2 protein-coding genes and 1 rRNA gene are annotated in these 25,965 nt (G+C 49.3%); 1 reads left to right on the forward strand and 2 read right to left on the reverse strand.

Going from position 1 to position 25,965, the window contains the following annotated elements; genetic code table 11:
• Positions 1 to 423: ribosomal RNA gene (locus tag C400_RS0111185) — 16S ribosomal RNA — on the reverse strand; the annotation flags it as partial.
• A gap of 612 nt (positions 424 to 1,035) precedes the next feature.
• On the opposite strand from C400_RS0111185, the gene C400_RS0111190 reads away from it, so the two are divergent.
• The gene (locus C400_RS0111190; protein WP_016818884.1) at positions 1,036 to 2,070 is read left to right on the forward strand and encodes an alpha/beta hydrolase; all 1,035 of its coding nucleotides are present in this window, start codon (positions 1,036 to 1,038) and stop codon (positions 2,068 to 2,070) included.
• 112 nt (positions 2,071 to 2,182) lie between these two features.
• Here the strand turns inward: C400_RS0111190 and C400_RS0111195 are convergent, their stop codons facing one another.
• Positions 2,183 to 25,912 (reverse strand): non-ribosomal peptide synthase/polyketide synthase, encoded by a 23,730-nt coding sequence (locus C400_RS0111195; RefSeq protein ID WP_017427039.1) that lies wholly within the window; start codon positions 25,910 to 25,912, stop codon positions 2,183 to 2,185.
• Between the last annotated feature and the right edge of the window lie 53 nt (positions 25,913 to 25,965).

Raw genomic sequence — 25,965 nt, forward strand, 5'->3', positions numbered from 1 at the left:
CATCACTCACGCGGCGTTGCTCCGTCAGGCTTTCGCCCATTGCGGAAGATTCCCTACTGCTGCCTCCCGTAGGAGTCTGGGCCGTGTCTCAGTCCCAGTGTGGCCGATCACCCTCTCAGGTCGGCTACGCATCGTCGCCTTGGTAGGCCTTTACCCCACCAACTAGCTAATGCGCCGCAGGCCCATCCACAAGTGACAGATTGCTCCGCCTTTCCTCCTTCTCCCATGCAGGAAAAGGATGTATCGGGTATTAGCTACCGTTTCCGGTAGTTATCCCTGTCTTGTGGGCAGGTTGCCTACGTGTTACTCACCCGTCCGCCGCTAGGTTAGTTAGAAGCAAGCTTCTAACTAACCCCGCTCGACTTGCATGTATTAGGCACGCCGCCAGCGTTCGTCCTGAGCCAGGATCAAACTCTCCATTAAAGACCAGCCGAAGCTGGTTATAGAAAGAGCGATTAGCTCATTTTGAAACTGACGAGATAAAATATCTCTTTGTTTGATTTTGCGAACAAAATCAGTTTACTCACTCGTTGTTCAGTTTTCAAAGATCAAACATTTCTTTCGTTGAATCAACTCATCGCCTCATCAACTCTTATATCATATCACTTCCGAACCAACTTTGCAAGCATTTTTTAAAACATTTTTTTGTATCTCTCGCTCGCAACTACTATGTCTTCTTGGCCGGAATTAGAGTATATCATTCTGGATTTTTAAATGCAAGTTTTTTTTATTAAATTGTTTTCACACCTATATGTTTGTAGCTGGGCCCTAGGCTTTTGTTCAAATGGTTCCTAGATTGTATATTCATTTTTTCTTTAATATTGATGATTTGACAAACAAAGGATGGGTATAAATGATAAGGAACGCCCGCGCCATTCCCCTCAGCCTTTAATAGTGAAAAGGTAGATACTACGGAATTCCAACTTAATGTTTACATGAAAGTTCATCATGGCCCAACCACACCAAAGCAATTTTACCTCATATGAAATAGATGTTGTGAATTGAATAATGACCTTATAGAGGAGTAGATGTTATATGAAACAACGAAGGCTGACCTGGACGAAAGTTGTGTTTTGGGTTATCTCCTGCTTACTGCTTGTCGTTATCTCTGGATTTGTGTATGAGTGGATTGCATCCAAACATGATAAGTCGCAACATCCTCCTCTGGGGAGAATGGTCGACGCTGGAGGTTATCGTCTCCATATTCATAAAATGGGTGCCGGCTCTCCAACGATAGTGCTTGAATCAGGGAGCGGGGAAAGTAGCCTTTCTTGGAGAGATATTCCCGAGAAGCTATCATCCTTTGCCACCGTTGTATCCTATGATCGGGCAGGCTATGCATGGAGCGAAGAGGCAAATACTCCACGTACCGGCGAAAACATCGTTCGGGAGCTTCATACCGCTCTAAAAAATGCAGACATCCAAGCTCCATATATCCTTGTAGGCCATTCCCTCGGGGGGATGTACTCAAGACTCTATGCACAGACGTACAGAGACGAAGTCGCAGGATTGGTTCTGGTGGATGCTAGGCCTGAGAATGATGCCCGGCGGACAAATAAGATCTATGCCAAAGAACGGCCTAAGGTCAATCCCTCGCCGCTCATATCCATTCTCCTAGAAAGATCGGGGGCTTTTCGTCTGTTCCCCAACTTAATGCTAAACGGTCGGGTGGAGTATCGAGATAGAAAATCTTTCGTGAACATTGTTGCTTCCCCCAAGTACTTTCGCTCTGTTGCCGAGGAGGGTGATCTGGCGAGCACTACCGAAGATGCCATACGCGGCCAGCATTTGGGCAACCTCCCTGTACGCGTAATTGCCCGAGGCATTCAGCAAAATTTGACTCAGTTCGGTATAAGTAAGCGTGGAAATGATCAGATCGAACAAAGCTGGCAAATCGGGCAGCGCGAGATGCTCCACATCTCTAACAACAGCAAGCTTATTGTCGCCAAAAAGAGCGAACATATGATTATCCATGATCAACCTGAGCTCGTCATTCAAGTCATCCGTGATCTCATCTCCAATATCCATTATTCTCGGTCAACCATTGCTAAAACAAACACTGATCATTAAGGGCACTACTCTCTGCATGTTGCGGATTTCATAAAATAAAAAGGACGCCCGGGTTCCTTTATAAAGGAACCCGGGCGTCTTTGTTGCTCACTACTATTCTGGTTGATTGATATTAAGACAAAATAGGCTTGTTTTTAGATGAGGCTTCTGCAATTTTACCAAGTATCTGTCTCAGTACTTTAGCATTCTCCCCAACAAAACCGGAATCAAGCAGCACATCGTGCGTTCCGATGACCCCGTATTCTTTGTATTGGCCAAGTGTTGCCTGTTGCCATAACAATTTATCTAATGATGTATCCGGACCAACACTATCATCCTCTGCAATCATAGCATGGATATTCGCATGAACTTCACCTGCGTTAATAAGCTCATCGCGGTAGCTGGAGTAAACCAACATTTTGTCCATGACTCGCTCCCTGTCGGCTGGATCGGCCAGGAATGCTTTGTACTGCTCCCTAATGCTGTCCAGCACCGTCTCGACAATCTCTTCAAGCTCCTCAGGTGTCGATTCATCCTTGGACATCTTTCTCATAGCATCTACCATAATAATGTCCCCAACATGGTAACCTCGGCTTTCCATGGCTTTAGCTACCTCAAAGGCAAGATTTCCTCCAAGTGAGTATCCCAAGAATATATATGGACCCTCTGCTTGAATATCTACGATGGCATCGATGTATCGATCCAACATATCTTGACCCTGGAAACGGTCGCCGATAAATTCCATCCCATACACCTCGCAAAGCCCATCCAGCTCCTTGGCCATCTCATAGTACCCCAGAGAGTGACCTACCCGAGGAGGGAAGCAAAATACTTTAAGCGTTCCTTTCCCTGGGAAGTGGATAATTTCCATTTCTTGTTCATCGGCAGCAGTTGTTGCCTGCAGCTTGAAAATTTCATGCGCCATTTCTTCCACAGTCGGCAGATTAAATACGGCTTGAAGTGGGAGATGAACACCCATACTGGACGAGATCCTTTGGATCAAGCCCAATACTTTCAGGGAATGACCGCCAAGTTCGAAGAATTGATCCCTGATCCCGATTTCCTGTACTCCGAGCACCTCGGACCAAATCTGAGCGAGCTCTACTTCTGTCTGCGTACGCGGCGCGATATACTCGGCTGTGCTCCGCAGAAGTGTTTCCGGTGCCGGTAGCGCTTTGCGATCCAATTTGCCATTCGGATTCAGCGGCATTTGCCCCAACTGCACGAAAGCAGATGGAATCATGTAGCTTGGCAGCTCGCTGGCCAGTGCCTCGCGTAGTACGCCCGCTGCGAGCGCCTCCTCGGCCACAAAGTATGCACAAAGCTGAGTACTTTCGCTGGAGTCAGCCAGTGCTAGAACAACCGCTTCCTGCACCGATGGTACCTTCAGAATTTGTGCTTCCACTTCTCCCAGCTCAATGCGGTAACCGCGGATTTTTACCTGGTGATCAATCCGTCCCAAGTACTCAATATTCCCGTCAGGCAACCACCGAGCCAAATCGCCCGTTCGGTAAATCCGTTCACCCGACTTGTACGGATGAGGAATGAACTTCTCTGCTGTCAGTTCCGGCTGATTGAAATACCCTCTCGCTACCCCTTCACCTGCAATGCAGAGTTCCCCCGGCACACCTACTGGGGATACCTGAGAAGCGCTATCCATCATCCATACTTGGACGTTAGCGTACGGTTTGCCGATAGGCACATGCGTTAGAGTCGCAGTCTCACGACTCGTTGTATATCGAGTCGCATATACAGCCGCCTCCGTAGGACCGTAGATGTTCTCCAGTACGGCATAAGGAGACACTTTATAGTACTCTTCCACAAGTTTGGCAGGCAGCGTCTCGCCGCAGGCAAACAGATATTTCAGAGTAAGGAATCCTTGGGTACTGCTTTCTTTCAAATATTGAACGAGCACACTGAGCATCGAAGGTACCAAATTAAGATGCGTGATTCGGTTCGCATCCACAGCCTCCAGCAGTGCGACCGGATCTTTGTCCACGCCCTGCGGTAGGATCACGAGCGTCCCCTGTCCAAAGAACCAACAGAACAGCTCCGGTACGGAGAAGTCAAAGGTGAATGTCGTTTTGAGCAGGAATCGGTCACCTGCCAACATAGGATATTCAGCTTCCAACTGACTCAGTGTATGGACGGCGGAGCGATGCTCAATCATTACACCTTTCGGCTTGCCGGTTGAACCCGACGTGTAAATGATATACGCCAGATGTTCTGGTCCTGCAATTGGCTCCAGATTGGAGTCATCCGCATGATACGCCTGCGGATCATCCAGTGCCAGGATCGTGCCAGTGAATGGGAAACGATCCTTGAGATGGCTCTTCGTCAGCAGAAGCTTCGCTCCCGAATCCTCCAGCATGTGGTGAATACGATCCTCAGGGAATTCCGGATCAATCGGAACATAAGCGCCGCCCGCTTTTAGAATGGCATGGATACCTATGATCATCTCAAGCGAACGCTCGACCATGATGCCGACTGGCTGATCTGGTCTGACCCCTTGCGCGCGGAGCGTACGTGCGAGGCGGTTGGCCTGCTGATGAAGTTCTCCGTAGGTAAGCTCCGTTTCGCCGAAAATAAGTGCTGTATGATCCGGTGTGAGTGCAGCTTTTTCCTCAAATATGCCGTGAAGGGTCTTCTCACGCGGATAAGGAGCTGCTGTGTCTCCCCATACCTCTATAATTTGTGATTTCTCTTCTGGCGTTATCAGCTCCAGCTCATCAATACGGATAGCAGGTTGTACAGATACGTTTGTCAGAATTTTCGTCAAGTGCCCTTGAATCCGTTCCACGCTCTCCCGGTCATAGACACGGGCATTATAACGATACAAGAACTCCAGACTACGTCCCGGCAGCACAATGAGGTTAAAATCATAATTTGTCTGTTCAAACATCTGAACATCCGTAATTTTGTATTCAGCCTCATCATTGGCAATTTTCTCTTCCATATGCTCTTCTACCGGGTAATTCTCAAATACCATGATATGGGAAATCAAATCTTGCTTTTGTTCGCTCTGTGCCTGAATCTCATAGAGCGGATAGGAATCATAAGCATGCCCAGCCAAATATAATTCCTGCTGTCTCTTCATCACATGAGAGAACGTTTCGCTTCCTTCGGCCTGAACTCGAACTGGAACTGTATTAATGAAGAGACCGATCATGCTTTCGATGCCTGGAATCTCGGCAGGTCTCCCCGAAACCACACTTCCGAAGACGACATCCTGACTTCTATTGTAGCGTTGCAATACGATTCCCCAAGCAGCTTGCATCAGCGTGTTCATCGTCACTTGATGCTGTTTGGCCACTTGTTCCAAGCGCTCAGTCAAATCTGCATCCAACGTGAATACCAGCTTCTCCGACACGTAGGCTTCTGCTTTTGCCGATGGCTGTGTGATGGCCTGTGGCAGCTTCGTCTGCTGCTCGTAGCCTTCCAGATACCCTCTCCAGTAGGAGGATGCCTCTTCCTCGCCTTGTTTCTCTAACCATTGAATGTACTGGCTGTACGATGCTGCTACAGGAAGTTCAGGCTCCCTTTGCTCACGCAGAGCTCCGTACGTTTCAAACACTTCCTGGAGCACAAGAGGCATACACCAGCCATCCAAAATGATGTGATGAGAGCTCCACAATAGATGGTAGTGCTCTTTTGCAGTACGTAGAATAGCAACACGCAGCAAGGCTTCATTCGTCAGATCAAAACCTCTCGCTTTGTCCTGGTCCATATAAGCTGCAAGACGCGTTTCCATTTCGCCCGGTTCCAGCTCATGCAATTCCTCGTATACGAAATCGCATGCTCTTTCTTTGAACACAATCTGTATAGGGAAGTCGCCCCATCCAGCATGGAAATTCGTTCTCAGTATGGCATGCCGTTTCATCAGATGCTGTAAGCTGCGTTTGAAATCCTCAGGATAGAATACTCCCTGAATTTCAAATGTGGCCTGCTCAAAGTAGACCTCTGAATGAGGCTCCAGCAAGCTGTGGAACAGCATTCCCTTTTGCATCGGTGTCAGTTTATACACATTTTCAATGCTACCGATGTGCCGTGTCTGCTCTTCCAGCTCCTCGATTTCCTCCAAGCTGATATCGTTGAGGAGTACATCGCTTGGTGTAAGCTCGGTTCTATCCTTGCCTGCACAGTGTCCAATGACTTCACTGAGACGTTCCTTCAAGATACCGGCAAACTTTTCTACCGAATCCACATGGAATTGTTGATGGTTATAGCTGACCGAAAGCTGAAGCTGTCCTTCGGTAATCAGTCCATTAATATTCAAGGCCTGATGCTGCACCATCTCCTCACTGACCTCAGACCCTGCCGAGTAAGGGGACACCTCCATCGTTCCTTCTGCAAGATCCTGGTCAAACTGCCCCAGGTAGTTGAAGGTAATCTCCGGTTCTGCCGAGAAGGAGGAGCCAGTGGATACGTCACTCAAATATTTCAAAATACCATATCCTACACCTTTGTTCGGGATACGACGCAGGCCTTCCTTAATACGCTTGATTCTGGCGCCGATCTCCATTTCGCCTCCCATCTCAAGGGCGACAGGATACTGACTTGTAAACCAGCCTATTGTGCGAGTGATATCTAATTCCGGTACAACAGGCTCCCGTCCATGTCCTTCCAGCACGATGCCTACACGTTCGATCCCTGTCCACTCGTGAACAGCCATACCTAGGGCCGTCAAGAGCAGATCGTTAACTTCCGTATTGTAAGCGCGATTCGCCTCTTTCAGGAACTGCTCTGTCTCTTCTGGCGACCATGTTACCGTAACAGCCTCGGTGTCTTTTATGAGAAGAGCGCCGTCTACCTTGTCTTTTGGAAGAAGGGCAAATCCCTTTCCTTCCACCTCTGCCCAAAAGCTGCGTTCTTGTTCAGCCGCCGGGCTGTTGGCGTATTGCGTGATCCCATCAACCCATGCCCGGTACGAATCCGTCTTTTGTGGGAGCTTGACCGCTTCTCCACGTGCTGCTTGTTCGTAGCCTTCCTGCAAGTCCTCAAAGAGAATACGCCAGGATACGCCATCCACAGCTAAATGATGAATAACGATCAACAAATGTTCGCCTTCCGCACAACGGAACAAACCTAGTCTAAAGAGCGGTCCATCCTCCAGAGAGATGCTGCGCTGAATGGCTTCTGCACCAGCTTCTATTGCCAAAGCCGGGTCTTTTTCATCCTGCAAATCGTGGATTTGGAGGCTATACAGCTCACCTTCGCCCAAACTGCGGTTCCACGCTTCTACTCCGTGCTCTCCTTGGCGGAATACCAGTCGCAGCGCATCATGGTGTTCTGCAATTTTTTGAATAACCTTGGCGAGCGCATCGGTATTAAAGCCTTCGCGTCGGTACAGCATGACCGACTGATTAAAGTGATGTAGATCCTTTGACTGCTCTTCGAAAAATCTGCGCTGGGCAGGTCCCAGTTTTACCGTTCCGTGTACCTCGCCCTGATCTGCAATTCGGCTGACTGCGCTAACACGCTGAGCCAGTTCCGCAATTGTTGGATAGCTGAATAAATTCTTCATTTCCAGTTTGTAGCCTGCGTGGAGAAGTCTTGATGAAACCTGAATCGATTTGATCGAGTCGCCTCCAAGTTCAAAGAAATTATCATGTATGCCAACAAGCGGTACGCCGAGCACACCTTGCCAAATCGAAGCCAAAATATTCTCCACATCCGTCCGCGGAGCAGCAAAGGCGGCTCCTGCTTTCACACCCAAGTTTGGTTCAGGCAGTGCCTTACGATCCAGCTTGCCATTTGGTGTCAAAGGCATTACGTCCATTTGGACAAAGTAAGACGGAATCATATATGCAGGCAGTTCGGCAGACAGTTCATTTCTCAGCTCGCTGACAGACATTTCCCGATCAGCTACAAAGTAAGCACATAGAGACTTCTGTCCATTGGCGTCTGCCCACGCAACAACGAGAGCTTCCTCCACAAGTGGCATATCCAGCAACTTGGCCTCAATCTCACCGAGCTCAATACGATAGCCCCGTATTTTAACTTGATGGTCAATACGCCCAATGTACTCAATGTCTCCATTAGGAAGGCGACGAGCCAAATCTCCGGTCCGATACATATTTCCTTCCGCAGCGAACGGATCCCTAATGAATTTTTCTGCGGTAAGATCTGGACGATTCAGGTATCCACGGGCTACTCCGTCCCCGGCGATGTACATTTCGCCCTCCACACCTAACGGTACAAGACGAAGCTGTTCATCCAGGATATGAATGTATATGTTGTCGGACGGCAATCCAATCGGTACAGATTCCCGTGTATCCTTCGCAGGATCGTACAGGTGAATCATGCAGCCAACGACGGTTTCGGTTGGGCCGTATTCATTGTAAATTTTGATGTTGCCGCCAAAGAGATCGGTAATCGTTTTGGACAAATGAGTGGTCAGATTCTCTCCACCCACAATAAGCTGCTGAATACGACTCTCCGCTGGAATGGTCATGTCTTTTATGAGACTGAGATGCGTCGGCGTCAGCTTGAGAATATCGACCGCATTTTCGCGCAAAATATGCTGAACGACCTCTGCCTTATCTATACCATCATAAATCCGTACTATTCCTCCGTTTATTAACGGAGTAAACATTGATGTCATCGTCAAGTCAAACGAAATGGATGAGTACAGCGGGAAGTCCGTTGGTTGCCCTGCACAATAGACCTTATTGGCCCACCAGATGTAGTTCACGATCCCTTTATGGTTAATCATGGTTCCCTTCGGATTCCCTGTTGTACCTGAGGTATAGATTAAATACACTAGGTCGTTTCCTCTTACAGGAATATTAGGATTATCCACTCCGGTTCCGTAGATGTGCGGAGAATCCAATTCCATAACCATTCCCTCAAAGGAGGCCAGCTTCGTCAGGTGGCTCTGTGTGAGCAGAATCTCAGCGCCGGAGTCCTTCAGAATATACTGAATCCGCTCCTGCGGATATTCAGGATCAATAGGTACATAGGCTCCGCCCGCTTTGAGTACACCCATGATGGCAACCAGCAGTTCCACTGACCGATCCGCCAACAGACCCACTACTTGTTCACTCCGCAGTCCCTGGTCTATCAAGGTCGAAGCCAGTCTGTTCGCCCGCTCGTTCAACTCCCGATACGTGATCTGGATATCGCCGCTTACTGCTGCGATATTATCTGGCGTACGGACAACCTGTTCCTCAAACAAGGTATGCAGACCCTGATCACTTGGATAGGCATGAGCCTTGCCACCCCAGTCAAGCAGCTTCGTCCGTTCCTCCGGTGTTACAATCTCCAGCTCCTGTATCGTCGCTTGCGGACGAGTAGCTACCTGATCGAGCATTTGCAACAAATGTCCTCCCATTCGCGCAATGCTTTCTTGCTCGTAGACCGAAGCGTTGTAGCGAATGCAGACCTTAATGTCCTCGCCTGGAATGACAACGAGGTTAAAGTCATAGTTGGTTTGCTCAAACATGGCGAAGTTGGCGACTTCGAGATTGTCCTCTGTGTGATTACCCGACTGTTCTACCTGTTCGTCGAGCGGATAATTTTCAAAGATCATAATATGAGAAATCAGGTCTTGCTTTTGGCTTGTTTTCCCCTGAATCTCATACAGCGGATAGGTGTCGTAGGCACGACCAGCCAACGAATGTGCTTGTGTACGTTTCATCACATCGACAAAGGCCTCGTCTTTGGATGTCTGTACGCGGATAGGTACTGTATTAATAAACAGACCCACCATATTCTCGATCCCCGCGATCTCAGCAGGTCTACCTGATACAACGCCACCGAAAACAACATCGGAGCTGGCATTGTAATGTTGGAGAATCAGGCCCCAGGCTGTCTGCATGAGTGTGTTGACGGTCACATGATTGCGCTTCGCGACAACATCCATTTTATGGGTCAAGGACGCGCCCAAATGGAGAACATGCTCATTCAGAACGTAACCCTCTACTTTAGCTTGAGATTTCGTTTTAGCTTCCGGCAATACAGTATTACCGTCATAGTCTTCGAGATATTGGCTCCAATATGTTGAAGACTCTTGATCGTCCTGTGCATCAAGCCATTCTATATAACGGCTGTAGGGCTGAGCCGGTGGTAGTACAGGCTGTACTTGCTGACGCAGGGCAGAATAATAATCGAACAGCTCCTGTGTAATAATCGGGATGCACCAGCCATCCATGACAATATGATGGAAGCTCCACAATACAAGGCAGCTTTGTTCCTTTTGCAAAACAGTCACTCGCATCAGCGGATCTTCTGACAAGCTGAATCCCTTAGCCATATCTTCAGTAGTATAAGCCTGAATTTGGGCTTCTTGCTCCTGCAACGTACCGGCACGCAAATCTACGTAGTTCAGAGGGATTGGCCGTTGCTTAAAGACAACTTGCAGCGGTACATCAGCGATATTGTTGTAAAAGCCGGTACGCAATATGGCATGTCGTTGCGCCAAAGCCTGGAAGCTCTCGAAGAAGATATCTACATCGAAGCTGCCACGTAGCTCAAACGTTGCCTGCTCAAAGTATGAAGAGGAGTCCGGCTCCAGCAAGCTGTGGAAGAGCATGCCCTTCTGCATTGCCGTTAGCTTGTACACATCCTCAATCTCTCCAATATGGGCCGTTTGGGCTGTGAGTCGATCAAGCTGCTCCAGGGTCAGTCCTTGGAACAGAACATCACTCGGCGTAAGCTGCGAACGCTCCTGAGTCACACAATGCTGGATGACCTCGCTAAGACTTGACTGTAATAATTCAGCAAAATGACTTACCGTCTCCTTACGGTACTGCCTGTTGCTGTACGTAATCGTCAGTGATAGCTGGCCTTCGGCAATCATGCCATTCACATCCAGAGCATATTGCTGTGGTGTGTGATCACTGAGCGCCTTACCGACTGAATGTGTAGACAGGCTAAGAGCATTGCCTTCCAAATCCTGATCAAACTGTCCAAGGTAGTTGAAGGAAACTTCCGGTTCTACGCTGAATCGAGTACCTTTTTCCGGTGCCATATACTTCAGCAAACCGTAGCCGATGCCTTTGTGCGGAACCTCTCGCAAATTCTCCTTGATGCGCTTGATTTGGGCAGATACTTCCTGCCCACCTTGCACGTTCAGCAGAACAGGGTATTGGGTGGTGAACCAGCCCACGGTACGGGTAATATCCAGATCTGGTACGATCATTTCCCGGCCATGCCCTTCAAGGTTAACCAAAATCTGTTCCATGCCTGTCCAGCGCTGAATAGCTGCTCCCAGCGCAGTCAAGAGCAAATCATTCGTCTCCGTATGATAAGCCCGGTTTGCTTGTCGCAACAGCAGGTCTGTTTCTTCAGCAGACCACGTTACCGTAACCGACTCGGTATCCCGAATGGTGCCCGGTTCCTGATCCTCATCCTTTGGCAGTGGAGCCAGCATCGTCTCCTCAATCTGCTGCCAGTATGAACGTTCCTCGTCCAGGGCAGGGCCTGCTGCATATTTCGCCGCTTGCTCGGACCATACAAGATACGAATCGGTCTTTTGCGGAAGAACAATCGCTTGTCCATTCAACGCCTGCTCGTATCCTGTTGCAATGTCTTCAAACAGGATGCGCCAGGATACGCCGTCAACCAAGAGGTGATGAATGACAATCAACAAATGATCGCCATCATTACAATGGAACAAGCCTAGCTTGAACAGAGGGCCGTCTTCCAAGTGGAAGCTTGCCTGGATGGCATCGGCCTGGGCTTGAACAGCAGCTGCCTGGTCTTCTACCTGTCTCATATCGACGATGTCCAATGTGTAGCGTTCGCCTTCGTCAATTCCCCGATTCCAAGCTGCATATCCAGCTTCTGTAGACCGGAAAACCATACGTAGCGCGTCATGATGAATCGCAACTTGGTCCATTGTCAACCGGAGTGCAGCCTCATCAAAGCCGTCTTTCCGATGGAGCATGACAGCATGATTGTAATGATGTGGCTCCGCTGTGTGACGTTCAAAGAACCAGCGCTGAATTGGCATTAACTCCGCTGCACCTTTGATTTCACCCTGCTCTGCTGTGCGTCCGGCTACTTGAAGATACGGGCTTAGCTCAGCAATTGTCGGATATTTGAAGAGATCCTTCATCTCTAATTTATATCCTAATTGGAACAATCTAGAGGACACCTGAATCGCCTTGATGGAGTCACCACCCAGATCGAAGAAGTGATCATGGATGCCGACCTGCTGTGCTCCTAACACACCTTGCCATACAGAAGCCAAAGCTTCCTCAGCTGCGTTCCTCGGCGCTTCATAAACCGCTCCAGTCTGCACATTGGTCTCAGGAGCTGGAAGTGCTTTGCGATCCAGCTTACCATTTGGTGTCAACGGCATCTGTTCCAATTGCATGAAGTAAGACGGAATCATATAAGCCGGCAGCTCAGCAGCCAAGGCTTTTCTCAATTCGCCTACTGTCAGCATCTGATCGGCAGTGAAATAGCCCACCAGTACTTTTTGTCCACTTCCATCCTCCCGGGCAAGCACAACGGCCTCCCTCACAGACGGAGCATGGAGCAACTTCGCCTCCACTTCTCCTAGTTCGATACGGTAACCACGGATTTTAACCTGATGGTCAATCCGTCCCAAATACTCCATGCTGCCATCCGGCAACCAGCGTGCCAAGTCACCTGAGCGGTACATGCGCTCGCCCGCTTCAAACGGATGAGCTACAAACTTCTCTGCCGTCAATTCCGGTCGGTTCAGGTAGCCACGCGCCAGGCCTTCGCCCGCCACATAGAGTTCACCCGGAATGCCAATCGGTTGTGGACGGCGTTGTTCATCCAGAATGTACGCACGTAGTGTCGGAATCGGTATACCGATATTGCTGCGGCCCTGTCCAATTTCCAGTTCCGTAATTTCCTTATACGTTACATGCACGGTCGTTTCCGTGATGCCATACATGTTGATGAGCTGCACTTGCGGATATTTCGCTCTCCAGTCCTTGAGCAAGGCCGGGCTTAATGCCTCCCCGCCGAAGATAATCATGCGAAGACTCAATTCTGCCGCGCGATGACTAAGTTCTTCTTGTAGTAACTGATAGAAGTATGTTGGCGTCTGGTTCAACACGGTAACCTTCTGGTCCTTAAGCAACTGCAAGAAACGCTCTGGGCTCTTCGCAGTAAGCGATGGAACGATGACCAGACGACCTCCGTTCAGCAATGCCCCGTACATCTCCCATACGGAGAAGTCGAAACAGAATGAATGGAACAGCGTCCACGTATCCTGAGGACCGAAATCAAACATATTTTTATCATTAAAGAGCAAGCGGACTACATTTTTGTGCTCGATCAGCGTTCCCTTTGGCTTGCCTGTCGTACCCGATGTGTAGATAACGTAGGCAAGATGATTCGGTCCAGCCGTAGGCTCCAGATTTGAGACATCTTCCTTGTAGGAAGCCGCCTCGTCCAGATTAACGATGTCCCCGGTGAAGGAGATACGTGTCTCCAGATGCGCTTGTGTCAGCAGCAGCTTGGCTCCCGAATCCTCAAGCATAAAGCGAATGCGGTCCTCCGGATATTCAGGGTCGACAGGGACATAAGCCCCGCCTGCCTTCAAGATGGCCAAAATCCCAACGACCATTTCAAGGGAACGATCCGCCATGATTCCAACCAAACCGTCTGGTTGCAGACCACGCTCGCGGAGCGTTCTGGCAAGTCCATTGGCCCGCTCATTCAGCTCGCTATAGGACAAGGTTGCCTCTTCACATACGACCGCTGCTGCATCCGGATTACGGACAGCCTGTTCCTCGAACAGTGCATGAATCGTTTGGTCACGAGGATAATCTGCTTTGGCTTCGTCCGCATCTTTCATCAGCATCGACTTTTCCTGCGGTGTCACGATATCAAGGGATGACAACGACAATCCCGGATTGGCGATAGCTTCCTGAATAAGCTGTACAAAGTGGCCTGCCATCCGCTCAGCGGTCTCCCGCTTGTAGATTGCAGTCGCGTATTCCAACGTGCAGTTCAATGCCCCATCCGCTTCACTCACTGTCAGCGTGAGGTCGAACTTGGCAGCAGGATGGCCCTGATCGTAAGGAGTGAAACGCAATCCCTCTATTTCTTGTTCTCCCTGCTCGATATTTTGCAGAACAAACATAGTATCAAATAGTGGGTTACGACTCAGGTCACGCTGAAGCTCCAGCTTCTCTACCAGCTCCTCGAACGGATAATCCTGGTTTTCATAGGCCCGCAGTGCTGTTTCCTTCACTTCCTTCAAAAAAGCCTCGAAAGACTTTTCGCCCTCTGGATAAGTACGCAGTGCCACTGTGCCTACGAACATACCGATAAGGCCCTCGAGTGTGGCATGGGATCTTCCCGCCACTGGTGAACCGACAATGACATCTTCCTGCCCCGTGTACTTGTGCAAGAGCGTCGTATAGGCTGCCAGCAGCACCATGAACAGCGTAGAACCTGTTCGGGTAGCCAGCTCCTGGAGTGAAGCGCTCAGAGAAGCATCAATCTGAAAGTCAATCCGATCTCCCGCAAAGCTTCGTACCGCAGGACGAACTTCATCTACTGGCAAATCCAGCACTGGCAAGCTTCCGCGGAATGCATCCAGCCAGTAAGCTTCCTGGGCTTTGAGACGCTCGCTTCCGAGCTGCTCTTGCTGCCATACCGCATAGTCCGTGTACTGGATCTGCAACGCAGGCAATACGTCCTCTTCTTGGTAGAAGTGAAGGAACTCTTCTATGAGAATATTCATAGAAACCCCATCCGAGACAATATGATGCATATCGAACAACAGTAAATGGCGCTCGTGTGCAATTCGAATGAGACCTACCCGCAGCAATGGTGCTTCGCCAAGGTCAAAAGGATGAACAAACTGCTGAAGGGCAGCTTCTGCCTCTGTCTCGCTCAACTCCGCATATTCCACCGTAAACGGAACATCCGGTAGGATCTGCTGTACAGGTTCACCGTTAACCGTCACAAAACGGGTGCGCAGTGAACCATGACGATGAATCAGACGTCGGAATGCCTGCTCCAGTCGTTCCCGATTCAGGGCTCCCTCAACCGTAAGGATACCTGGCATATTGTAGCTCAGCTCTCCGCCTTCCAGCTGGCTAAGGATAAACAGCCGCTTTTGGGCTGAGGACAATGGGTAGTGCTCTCGCGCTCCCGCTGTAGGAATTTCTTCAAAATTCAGCGGTGTATAGCCCTCAATGGCACGAGCCAAGCCTTCAATGGTAGGCGACTCGAACACTTCTCTTAGGCTAATCTCGCGGTTCATCTCCTTACGAATTCGTGAGACTAGCAGAGCTGCACGCAGTGAATGGCCTCCAAAATGGAAGAAATTATCCTTTACTCCCGCGCTCTCTACACCCAGCACCTCTTGCCAGATTTCGGCTAATTGAATTTCTACAGGTGTCTGTGGAGCCTCAGATGAAGCAACTGCCCATCCTTGCTCTCCCTGCAGCGCTTTTCGATCTATTTTTCCGTTCGACGTCAGAGGCATGTCCTCCAGTTGTACGAAGCGGGAAGGGATCATATATCCAGGTAACATCTCCGACAGAACTGCCCGGAGCTCCGATACCTCAAGCTTCTGAGCAGCTACAAAGTAAGCGACTAGATCTTTGTAGCCATCCTCACTTTCCACAGCCAAGGCCACGACTTCCTGAACGAACGGCACTCTGAGCATGTGTGCTTCGACCTCGCCCAGCTCGATCCGATAGCCACGAATTTTGACTTGGTGATCTATTCGGCCTAAGTACTCGATAGTTCCATCTGGTAACCAACGAACCAAATCACCCGTCCGATACATACGCTCTCCTGGAGTAAACGGATTGTCCACGAACTTCTCATCCATTAACGCAGGCTGGTTATGATAGCCCCGGGCTAACCCGATACCTGAAATGCATAGCTCTCCAGCTACGCCGACAGGCAGCACTCTGAAATGGTCATCCAAGATATACACACGATGGTTAGCAATGGGTTGTCCAATGGACACCCGTTCCATCGTTTCTTCACTGTCCGGGACCGTCCACATTGTGGTGCATACAGAATCCTCTGTTGGGCCATAGCCATTGAAGTACTGTACGTGCTTCCTCCATTTTTCGATCAACTCGACCGATGTGGCCGATCCGGCGGTTAGCAGGCATCGCAGTGCTGGCAGGCGCTCCGGCTCAAGGTGAATAATGTAAGCTGGTGGCAGAGTCGCTATCGTAATTGCCTTGCTGTTCATGAACTGCTCGAACAGGGCATGATCTAAAATATCTTGCGTAGAAGGAATGCATAGAGTAGCCCCGTGGCTCAGTGCCGTTATAATCTCGGAAACCGATGCATCGAACGACAGACTTGCAAACTGAACGATCCGATCCTGCGGTGTAACTTCGAAGAGTCCCCGATATACGTCCGACAAATTTCGTAGTCCGCGGTGTTCCACTAATACGCCTTTAGGCTGACCCGTCGTGCCTGAGGTATAGATCACGTAAGCCAGATCATCAGAGTCGGCCGTATCCTTCAAATTCGATTCATCGGCATCATAGGTCGACGGTTCTTCCAGCAACAGGACATTTCCCATCCAGCCTATATGCTCCAAAAGATGCGCTTGGGTAAGGATCATCTTCGTCCCCGAATCTTCGAGCATGTAGTTGATTCGCTCTTTCGGATACTCTGGATCCATTGGAACGTAGGCGCCCCCGGCTTTCATAATGCCGTACATCCCAACGATCATATCCGTTGACCGTTCAACAAGCAGCCCCACTAGGTCTCCCGTCTTGATTCCCTCAGCACGCAGTCTTCTCGCCAATCCATTGGCTTTTGCGTTCAGCTCGGCATAGGTCAGCATCTCGTTCTCAAACAGAATGGCAGTCGCGTCCGGCGTTCGAGCCGCCTGTTCCTCTAACAGCCCGTGAAACGTGGTACGGTGTTTGGAGCTGGCTTCCGTTTCTCCCCATACGCTCAGAATCTGTTCTCTCTCCTGCGGCGTAACCAATTCCAGAGCATCCACGGAAATTGCAGGATTCTCCACAATTTGTTCCATGAGGTGAAACAAGTGACCCTTGATTTGTTCAATCGTGGCTGAATCATAGACGAGCGCATTGTATTGGAACAACAATCTCATCTCTTTGCCCGGTAGAACAATTAAGTTAAAATCGTAATTCGTTTGTTCAAGAAGCTCCGCTTCCTCAATCTCAAAGGCAGCCTCGCCATCTCCTAGACGCTCTACTTCCTCTTCCACAGGATAATTCTCAAATACCATAATATGTGAGATTAGATCCTGCTTTTGGTCCGTCTGAGCCTGAATTTCAAACAACGGGTAGGTGTCATACATATGAGAAGCCATATATTGCTCCTGCTGTTGCTTCATCAGGACTGTGAAGGGGAGATGTTCTTCCGTCTTCACACGAACTGGAATTGTATTAATGAACAAACCGATCATCCGGTCAATTCCCGGAATTTCAGCCGGTCTGCCTGACACTACACTTCCGTATACAACATCCCGACTACCGTTATAGCGTTGAAGCGCAACGCCCCAGATGGACTGCAGCAATATATTCATCGTGACATGAGCATCTCTGGCCACCTTTTCCAGACGTTCAGTCAATTCCCTGCTGACAGGATAGTTCAGCTTTTCTGCTACATAGCCTTCTCCTTTGACTGCTCCACCGACTTGAGGTAAAAGCGTCTGTTGCTCATAACCGGCCAGATATCGGCTCCAATAGTCGGCCGCAGCTGCTTCATCCTGCTGTTCCAGCCATTCAATATATCGGCTATACGGCTGGACCTCTGCCAGCTGAGGCTCTCTTCCTTCCAGGAGGGCAAAATAGTGTTCAAACACCTCCTGTGTAATTAATGGAACACACCATCCATCCATGACGATATGGTGAAAGCTCCACAAGAGACGGAAGCTCTCTTCATCTGTTTGCAAAATCGATACACGGAGAAGCTCATCTTCAGACAGGTTGAAGCCCTGTGCTTTGTCCTCAGCGGCAAATGTCTTTAGGTAAGCTTCACGCTGCGGTGCATTCATCTCACGCAGGTCTTCATACACCAGTTTGGCGCCTCTGTGCCGAAATACGACTTGTAAAGGCTCACTGCCCCAACCACTGTAGAAGTTCGTGCGCAGAATGGCATGACGCTCCACCACTGCATCCAGACTATGTCCGAAAGCGGTCGGATCAAAACTACCCTTAAAGTCAAAGGCGGCCTGCTCAAAATAAGCACCTGTATGCGGCTCGAACATATCATGAAACAGCATGCCCTTCTGCATCGGCGTCAGGCTGTATACATTCTCAATATCGCCTATGTGGCTGGTCTGCTTAGAAAGCTCCTCCAGATCAGCAATGCTCAGCCCCTTGGCAAGCACATCGCTTGGTGTCAATACAGTTCTTTCCTGGGTTACACAATGCTGAAGAAGCTGCCGTAGGCTTTCTTCAATATATCCAGCGAGCTGTTTCATTGTAGATGACTTATACTGTTTTCCGTTATAACTCATCGTCAGAGTCAAGGCTCCGTCTGTCACCATGCCATTAATATCTAGCGTATAGGCTGGCTCTCCCAACAGGCTTTGCGCGCTTCCGGTCGGATAAGGAGAAACCTGCAACGAGCTTCCTTGCAAATCCTGATCAAACTGCCCCAGATAGTTAAAAGAAATTTCAGGCTGCAAATTGAAACTGTCTGCGTCCTCCTGACTCGCCATCGTTTTGAGCAACCCATATCCGATACCTTTATTCGGAATACGGCGCAGCTCTTCTTTCACTGATTTGATTAAGGCTGACAACTCAAGATCATTTCCCAAGTCTAAAATGACTGGGTATTGGCTTGTAAACCAGCCAACAGTACGGGTAATATCGATATTCGGTATAATCGGCTCACGACCGTGCCCCTCAAGATTCACAGCGATCTTTCCAATACCAGACCATTTGGATACCGCCATGCCTAGAGCAGTCAATAGCAGATCGTTCGTCTCCGTTTGGTAAGCACGATGGGCTTTTCTCAGCAGTTGATCGGTTTCTTCTACCGTCCATTGTGCTGTCACCACTTCGCTATCCTGCAATAAAAGGCTTTCCACAGCCTCATCCTTCGGCAACTGCTCTAGTGGCTGATCCCCAAGCTTGCTCCAATACGCCCGATGCACCTCGATTTCTGGTCCTTCCGAATAACGAGCAATAGCGTCTCCCCAATCACGGAAGGAATCCGTTTTCTGCGGAAAGGTCAGTGCTTGTCCTTGGATCACCTGTTCATAGCCTGCTGCGAAGTCCTCGAACAAAATCCGCCAGGATACTCCGTCCACCACTAAATGATGGATCACGATCAGGAGGTGGTCTCCATCCTGACAATGGAAAAGCCCTAACTTCATCAGTGGACCTTCTGCCAGATTGATGCTGCGCTGGATGTCATCCGACAGCGTTGTAATGGCTGCAACCGGATTAGATTCGCTCCGTAAATCAGCAGTGATCAGGCTATACAGCTCTCCTTCTCCAAGATCACGGTTCCAAGCCTCGTAGCCCTGCTCGGTCTGACGAAAAGCCATGCGAAGGGCATCATGATGCTCTGCCAATTTTCTCAGCACTTGATGCAAGGCCGTTTCCTCAAATCCCTGTTCACGGTACAGCATAACTGCTTGATTGAAGTGATGGGGCTCTGTCTGCTTCCGCCCAAAGAACCACTGCTGGACTGGAGTCAAGCGAGCCGCTCCACGCACAACTCCCTGCTCAGCCATATGCACGGCTGTTTGTATTTCTGCACCTAGCTCGGCAATGGTTGGGGATTTGAACAGTTGCTTCATCTCTAACCGATAACCAGCTTGCAGTAACCGTGACGACACCTGAATGGCCTTGATAGAGTCTCCACCCAATTCAAAGAAATTGTCATGGATCCCCACCTGTTCGGCACCCAGCACTCCTTGCCAGACAGATGCCAAAGCTTCCTCAGCCGGTGTACGAGGAGCTGTATACTTCCGTCCTGTATGCGCACCTACTTGCGGAGCTGGCAGAGATCTGCGGTCCACTTTTCCGTTCGACGTTAATGGCATTCGATCCATCTGGATAAAGTAGGATGGCATCATGTAGCCCGGAAGTACCTGCGATAGGGCAAGGCGTACTTCGCCTGCCGTGAGCGTACGATCTGCCACATAATAAGCGCAAAGCTGCTTCTCTCCAAGCTCATCCGCACGAACGACGACCACGGCTTCAACTACTGACTCCACCTTGGCTAATTGAGCCTCGATTTCGGGGAGTTCGATACGGTAACCGCGTATTTTGACCTGCTCATCAATTCTTCCCTTAAATTCCAGGTTCCCATCTGGAAGCCAGCGAACCAAATCACCAGTTCGATAGCAGCGTTCCCCTTCCTTAACAGGACTAGGGACAAATTTTTCTGCTGTGAGGTCAGGACGATTGAGGTATCCGCGCGCTACACCTTCACCACCGACAATCAGCTCGCCCCAAGCACCAATGGGCTGTAATTGCAGCGATCCATTGACCACATAAGCGGTCGAGTTACTAATCGGGCGCCCAATCGGCACGCCCCCTTCAGCACGACCCGGAATCTTGTAGGTGGTGGAGAAGGTCGTATTCTCTGTCGGACCATAGCCATTGATAGGGACAAGACCAGGATTAGCCTCGATGACACGGTTTATATGAGATATGGACAGTACGTCACCGCCCACCAGCAATGCTTTCAATCCTCTGAACAGGTACTCATCCTGCAGTGAAAGCTGATTGAAAAGCGGTGAAGTAAGCCACATGGTCGTAATTCCGTATTTGGCAATAGCTGCTTTGAGCCGATCGGCAATCAGGATATCGTCGTTCTCTACGAAATAAAGCTGTCCGCCGTTAAGCAACGCTCCCCATATCTCAAAGGTCGAGGCATCGAAGGCCACGGCTCCTGTCTGCAAAATTCGCGTGGATTCGTTCAGCTCCACATAATTTGTTTCTTTGACCAGACGGACCACGTTCCGATGTTCAACCATAACGCCCTTCGGTCTACCTGTCGTACCCGAGGTATAGATAACATAAGCGAGTCCCTGTGGTCCCTGAACTGTCTCCTCAGCTTGGACAGGATCAGATGCATAAGCCTCTTCACTGCTGAGGTCAACAATCGGTATACCGTAGTCTACATTTATAAGCTCGCCCTTTTGTACCAGTAGTAGCTTGGCATTGGAATCTTCGAGCATATAACGAACCCGATCTTCCGGGTAATCAGGATCGATTGGCACATAGGCTCCACCAGCCTGAAGCACGGCGAGCATACCAACCACCATCTCGATACTCCGTCCGCCCATAATAGCCACCGGTTGCTCCCTTAGCGTCCCCAAACGACGCAGTGTTTGGGCCAAGCGGCTCGCCTTGTCTTCCAACTCAAGGTATGTTAACCGGACATCGCCGAATACCAACGCCGTCTGCTCTGGTGTATGCTTGACTTGTTCCGCGAACAATTCATGAATGGTCTTATCCCTTGGATAAGGAGTAGCTGTCGCGTTGAATACTTCAATGATCTGTACTTTCTCCTCCGGTGTAATCATTTCAATCTCAGCCAGTTGCAACTGAGGATTGGCCGCGACTGCATGCAGAACCCGGAGCAAGTGCGTGGCCAGTCGCTCTACAGTTTCCCGCCGATACAAAGCTGTACTATATTCGAGGCCAAAGGCTAGTTCAGCGCCCTTCTCCTCTACATTGAGGGACAGGTCAAATTTGGCTGTAACTGTGTCCATCGGGTAAGGAGTAAAGTGCACGCCATCCATGTCTTGCTCTTCCTGCTCCGTATTTTGTAATACCAACAGGGTGTCAAAGAGCGGATTGCGGCTGACATCACGTCCTACGCCCAGTTTTTCGACCAATTTCTCAAAAGGGTAATCCTGATGCTCGAACGCCTTGAGCGCTGTTTCCTTGACTTCCAGAAGATAATTCTGAAAGGTTTTTTCTCCTGCCGGGTAGCTGCGCAAAGCCAGTGTATTGACAAACATACCAATGATGCCCTCAAGCTCCGCTTGTGGTCTGCCGGCTACTGGAGAACCTACGACGATGTCCTTCTGCCCTGTATATTTGTGCAGCAGCACCGAATAAGCGGCCAGCAATACCATATACAGTGTAGTACCTGTACGGGATGCAAGCTCTTGTATCGCCTTATTGCCAGACTCGTCCAATGTAAAATCAATACGGCTACCCTCGAAGCTCCGAACCGAAGGGCGCTGGAAGTCCGTAGGCAAATCCAATACCGGCAACTCTCCTTCAAAGGTTTGCAGCCAATACGCTTCAAGATCTTGCCATTCTCTTGCCGACTGTTCCCGTTGCCATACCGCATAATCCTTGTATTGAATATGCAGTTCTGGTAGTTGTTCTCCTTGATATAATTGCGTGAGTTCCTCCACTAGTATTTGAATGGAAACCCCATCTGAAATGATGTGGTGCATATCAAACAGCAACAGATGATGCTCCTCCTGCAGCTTCACTAAGCTAACACGAAGCAATGGAGCCTGGCTCAGATCAAAGGCACGGGTAAAGCTGTGAATGAGCGTATCCGTCTCCTCCGCTGAAGCCTCTGTGTAGCCCAACGTGAACGGAACATCCTTATGCACATGCTGAACAAGCTCTCCATCCCGCATATAAAAGCCAGTTCTCAGCGATTCATGGCGCTGGATCAGTGCCTTGAACGCAGACTCCAGCCGCACGCGATCCAACGGTCCGTCCACGGTGAAGGCACCTGGCATATTGTAGCTGAGCTCTCCCCCATCCATCTGTCTCAGCACGTATAACCTCTTTTGCGCTGAGGACACTGGGTATGCTTCGCTTTCTTCAGCCTGTGGAATGGACTCGTACACGGTTGGAATGCGTTCCTTCACCAGTCGCGCCAGGGATTCAACCGTAGGCGATTGAAATACTTCACGCAGCGAAATGCTGCATCCCAGCTCTTTGCGAATCCGCGTAACGAGCAATGTTGCCCGCAAAGAGTGACCACCGATCTCAAAGAAATTATCGTGGACGCCAACGCGGGCAGCTCCCAGGATATCCTGCCAAATAAGCACCAGCTGTGCTTCCACTGCAGTTCTTGGAGCCAGATAATCCTCGCCGGATTGTACGCTACCCTCAGGAGCCGGCAACGCGCGGCGATCCAGCTTGCCATTAGGTGTAAGCGGCATTTGCTCCAACCGAACAAAATAAGAGGGAATCATGTAAGCTGGTAATTCCGTTGCCAGCTGAGACCGCAATTCCCCTGGCGAAAGATCGCTGGAGGCTACATAGTAGGCGCACAGCAATTTTTGTCCCTGTTCGTCGTCCCGGGCGAGGACAATCGTTTCCCGTACGCCCGGAGCTTTGAGAATTTGGGCTTCGACCTCGCCCAGCTCAATTCGGTAGCCGCGAATTTTGACCTGATGATCGATCCGGCCCAAATATTCAATATTGCCGTCAGGCAACCAGCGAGCCAGGTCCCCAGTTCGGTACAGGCGTTCTCCCGCTCGATACGGATGTTCTACAAATTTCTCAGCCGTCAAATCTGGCCGGTTCAAATACCCACGGGCAAGACCATCCCCCGCAATGTATAGCTCTCCCGGAACCCCGACAGGCTGCAAGCGTCTGTGCTCATCAAAAATATAAGCGCTAAGCGTTGGAATGGTTCTACCAATATTGCTTTTGCCTGCTTCTATCTCATGTTCTGTGATTTCCTTGTAAGTGACATGAACCGTCGTTTCCGTAATTCCGTACATATTAATCAGCTGCACATCAGGATACTTTGCCCGCCAGTTTTTAAGAAGAGATGGGCTCAAAGCCTCTCCGCCAAAAATAATTTTTCTAAGGCTAAGTTCTGTGGACGATTGTGCCAATTCTTCCTGTATAACCTGATAAAAGTATGTTGGCGTCTGGTTCAAAATAGTGACTTGATTGTCCCTCAACAGCTCTAAGAAAGCTGCCGGACTCTTGGCTGTAAGGGATGGGACAATTACCAGTTTTCCTCCGTAAAGAAGCGCTCCATACATCTCCCAAACAGAGAAATCGAAGCAGAACGAATGGAATAGCGTCCATGTATCCTGGGAACTGAAATCAAATAAATTGTTATCGTTAAAGAGCAGGCGAACTACATTTTTGTGCTCGATCAGCGTTCCCTTCGGCTTGCCAGTTGTACCCGATGTGTAGATAACATAGGCCAAATGGCTCGGTCCCGAAATGCTCTCCAGATTAGAAGCATCTCCTGTATACGTTGCCGCTTCGTCCAAACTCACAAGCTTTCCGTCAAAAATGGTACTCTCCCATAGATGGCTTTGGGTGAGCAATAGACGGACTCCTGAATCCTCTAGCATGTAACGAATGCGTTCTTCAGGATATTCAGGATCAATTGGCACATAGGCCCCTCCTGCCTTCAAAACCGCCAACATGCCGACGACCATATCTAGGGAACGATCCGCCATAATCCCCACGAGTACATCTGCACCAACGCCTTCGGTGCGCAAATATCTCGCAAGCTGGTTAGCCTGCTCATTTAGAGCTAGGTATGTAATGCTCTGCTCGCCCATCTGAACAGCTACGTGGTCCGGCGTGCGCTCAGCTTGTTCCTCGAATAAGCCATGAATGGTCTTATCACGCGGGTAATCCACTACATCGCCTTCCGAAAGAGCCAGAATGGATTGCTCTTCTGCTTCTCCCAATAGATTTACTTCTGCAATGGAAAGCTGCGGTGTATGAATGATCTGCTCGGCGATCGTAAGCAGCTGGGACACCATGTCCGTTACTTCACTGCGTTCGAACAGCTCTGTCCGATAATCGATATCCAGTACAAGCTCGCCTTCATCCAAGATTTCCACGATATGAAGCACGAAATCATTCACTTCATCGCCGCAAAAATCATAATCCGTCAAAATGCGCACGTCATCCAAGTCAACCCAGTTGATAAGGCGGTATTCCATGGAAACACCAAAAAGCCGCTGAATATCCTTGTTGCCGTGCATTTCTCTAAGATCCTGAATTAACTGATTGTATGGATATTTCTGATGCCGCAAGACTGACATTTGGTCCCTGGCTACTTCCTGCAGGAAGCTTAACACCTCTACATCCTTGTCAACGTATGTTCTGGCGGCAGCCGTGCTGACAAACATACCGATCTTTTGCTTCTCTTTCTTGTTCCCCCGGTTAGCGAACGAGGTACCGATCACCACATCCGGCTGATTCGTCACTTTGTGTATGTAGATATACATCGCACCCATGAAGAATTGGAACAGAGAAATCCTATTTTGTTGGCAAAATGCCTGTAGCTCGTTATATAGCGTCTCCGGCACAGTAAAATGTTCTCGAACAGCTTGGGTACTTAGCGATAATGGATTATATGACTTCCAACCTGTCAGCTCAGGCAAGTCAGAAAACTTATCCAGCCAGTATGCCTTATCCTTTTGGTACCTGTCAGAAAGCTCATATGCGTTCTCATCTGCAATATATTCAATATAAGAGCAATCATCGCTCAGCTTAGGTTCATTTCCTTGAATTAAATCCATATAAAAGGCTGTCAGTTGATTTCCATAAACCACCATAGAGATCCCGTCAGAAATAATATGATGCATTTTGATATTAATCCAATACTCTTCCTCACTAATCTTCACAATCAAAAACTGGAAGAGTTCAGAGTCCAGCAATGGCAGAGGTTTGCTTTTGTGCTGCTCAAGTAAGGCTTCCACCTCGGAAATACTATCGATATGAGTAAGATCCAAGCACTCCAACTGTCTTTCTTCATAAGGAACGACATACTGCTGGGGCACTCCATCCACTGAAGTAATACGAATGCGGAACGCATCATACTGTTTGATAATCAAATTGATGGACTGCATGAAGGCAGCGATATTGATGTGACCCTTCATCTTGGCTGTACCGGATAGCTGTGACACGGATGTATCTGGATAGAGTAATTCGGTATACCATATACGCTTTTGCGCATTCGTTAAATCAAATAACTGCATGTTATTCATCTCATTTCACTCCTATTTCCGTGATGTGAATATCCTCCCGCTGCACTTGGCAG

Source organism: Paenibacillus sp. ICGEB2008 (assembly GCF_000307675.1).
In the GTDB taxonomy this organism is placed as follows: Bacteria; Bacillota; Bacilli; order Paenibacillales; family Paenibacillaceae; genus Paenibacillus; species Paenibacillus polymyxa.